Origin of the sequence: Desulfuribacillus stibiiarsenatis, from assembly GCF_001742305.1 — a bacterium.
Classification (GTDB): domain Bacteria; phylum Bacillota; class Bacilli; order Desulfuribacillales; family Desulfuribacillaceae; genus Desulfuribacillus_A; species Desulfuribacillus_A stibiiarsenatis.
Genome location: NZ_MJAT01000016.1, coordinates 1 through 2,911 on the forward strand (window position 1 = coordinate 1; position 2,911 = coordinate 2,911).

Below are 2,911 nucleotides of genomic sequence, written 5' to 3' on the forward strand. Positions count from 1 at the left end.
GGTATTTATCTACAGTTCTTCTGTCTACCTGGAACTTCCTTGCTAATTCACTTTTGTTTATTTTCATATTGAGATTCTCCATGAGAAGTTTCAGTTTTGGTAAATCTGAGAGTCTAGTAATTTCAATTTCTGTTGTTATGTCTAGTTTTACATGCATACATTTCACCCCATAACCAGTATGCATGTAGGGTTGAAAATTGTACATTCTTATTCAATCAATTTTGTACATTATTAGCCTAGCATTTATAACAAGTTCACATCTTAATATTTCAATGTAATCTATTAGTTTTTTAGTGCTTAATTTAGTTACGTCCATATATTTCCTCTTTTATTATGTATAATTAATTGTTAGTTTTTATAGCAGATATCCCCTTTATTTGACTTTATTTTTAATAATTCCATATTCAAACAAAAATCCCTTCTCCTCGACAAAAATAGATGATTTGCGACAAAATTCTACATTCTAATCATCAGTAGACTCTATTAAGTTTACAGGAATAAAAATATAGCCCTAGTAACCGTTGATACTAGGGCTTGAAAAACTCAAAATGGCAAATCTTCATCATTTATGTCTATAGTCGTGTTAGCAAATGGATCAATTATACTTACTTCTCCATTTTGACTAACTCCATTACCTTTTGGCTGCAGAAACTCTACGTCTTCTGCTATTACCTCATTTACATATACTTTTTGACCTTGCTGGTTATCGTATGTTCTAGTCTGAATACAACGCCTATACCAATGAGCGTTCCTTTCTTAGTATATTGGGCAGCGTTTTCTGCTTGCTTCCCCCCCATTACAATGTTTACATAATCTGCTTAGGCTGCCCTTCTTTCCTAAAACGGAATTACAGCAAGTCTCCCTTGGGCTACAGACGTTCCGCTTTTACTAAATCTTAATTCTAAGTCGGACGTCCAGCGTCCTTATCCATAATTTCCTCCTATGCTCTGCCTACATTACAGGTTCAGGTCTTATATGCTCCTCATTTATTCAAGTCAATTATTGCCATTATGATTGGAATGGTAAGAGCTATTAATGTGTTGTCCAGATTATTGCGACTTGAAAGTATAGCCTCATAAGACGATCTCCTATGAAGCATTTTTTCGTATGAGCCCGCTGTTTTCTAAAAACCTTTCGACAGATAGAATCCACTCCGGCTTTTTGCTTGGCTTTGTGGCTTTGTATGTCTTTAGTTCCAGCGAGTGTCCTTTGTATGACATCGACGCGGACTAGACTCAAGTCTATGTTGTGCTTCGACTTGTTGAATACCTAGCAACATAACTACCCTTCCAAAACTATAGTGATAGCCTTTGCGAACATAAAGCTACTTTCCACAAGATTTCAGCAGTGAATTTGCATCCATCAGTTAAATTAGCAGCTTCCATCAAATCTTCATCGCCTTTGGCTAGCAACGATATCTAAAAAGTAATAGCAATAAAAATTTACTTTAAAATAAATTTTCGACTGTCGCTGCGCTTCACTCTCTTTGTTCCGCTTTCGCGTGAACAATTGAGAGTGAATGCTTCGCAACTTCCCTATGCCCTTAGAAGTAAATAGGTTGCTTCTTTAAAACCCTTATATACCGCCAATCAACGCCTCTAAATTTCGGTTTTTTTACATATAGAAAGGAGTCGTTACTGCACATGCTTTTTCGGACATTGAAACGATATGAATTTCAAGCATTGATACGATAATTTACTTAGATAGAAAGATATTTTACTGATATAGAAACGACACATGAATTGATAATGATAAGTAAATAAGATTAATGAGACTATTATAAATTTTGAAAAATATACAGCTCCAATTCCATTATAATAGTCTAATAGTTTTTATTATCTTTTCTCTCCAGAGTCATCAGGATATAAAAATTCTTTGCACCAATCATATTCAGCCTTCTGATAATTGTTTCGGTGAGTAATTTTCCTAGTTTTCAAATCATTCTCTTTTCTTTTTTTTAAAATACCCCTTATATAATTACTCGTGAAAGCACCTTTTTCCACCGCTATCTTCATTGCTTCTACTACTTTCTCTTCATTATAATCGTTTAATAATTCAAATAGCACCTGTTGAGGAAACGAGCCATTCTTAGAGAACCTCTCATTATATAAACGACATGCATTAGGATATTTATAAAGCTTTTCTTTATTAATAATAGAATTATCTAAAGATCTTTTTTTAATTAATGTGCCCTTGCTGTTTCCCAACTTGTTATTCATTGTGTTGACCGTTCTGTGCGCTGGTTGTTGGTTTATTTGTTGGTCTTTCTGTTGGTCTTTCTGTGGGTCTTTCTGATATGCTCCCCTTGTGGTAGACAGTTTAAATAATAAAACTGTTTATTTACAAGGAGGAGCATTTTTGTGTCTCACAAATCAAAAATATCAGGAACAGAAAAAATAGCTGCTGTAGAAAAATATCTCCGTGGAGAAGGTTCCCTTAGACGTTTAGCTTCTATGCTAGATGTTACCTTTGCATCCATCAACCAATGGCGGCAAACATATCTATCACTAGGCCCTGATGGTCTTCTAAATACATCTAAGAATAGCGTCTATTCTGCCGAATTTAAGACTTCAGCTGTAAGAGATTACTTAGCTGGCAATGGATCACTATTGGATATATGTAGAAAGTATGGTATTAAATCTAAAACCCAGTTGAATAACTGGGTTTTAAAGTATAATGGTCATGAGAAGTTGAAAACTTCCGGTACAGGAGGGTTAATTATCATGACAAAAGGCCGTACAACTACATACAATGAACGAATTGATATCGTCAAATACTGCATAGAGCACCAAAGCAATTATGCTCAAACAGCAAACGAATTTCAGGTTTCCTACCAGCAAGTTTACTCTTGGACAACCAAATATTTAAAAAATGGTGTGGAAGCACTTCAGGACAGACGTGGCAAAAAGAA

Annotated in this window: 2 protein-coding genes and 1 pseudogene; 1 reads left to right on the forward strand and 2 read right to left on the reverse strand. The window is 34.8% G+C overall.

The window, feature by feature from the left end:
* Positions 1 to 157 (reverse strand): annotated as a pseudogene (locus BHU72_RS16160) (IS21 family transposase); the annotation flags it as partial.
* Positions 158 to 1,835: 1,678 nt separating this feature from the next.
* Positions 1,836 to 2,219: a DnaD domain protein gene (locus tag BHU72_RS07790; RefSeq protein WP_069702080.1), complete on the reverse strand. Its 384-nt coding sequence runs from the start codon at positions 2,217 to 2,219 to the stop codon at positions 1,836 to 1,838.
* Between the two features lie 141 nt (positions 2,220 to 2,360).
* Here BHU72_RS07790 and BHU72_RS07795 point away from each other — a divergent pair.
* Positions 2,361 to 2,911: helix-turn-helix domain-containing protein (locus BHU72_RS07795; protein ID WP_069702081.1), on the forward strand; the 551-nt coding region annotated here is incomplete at its 3' end.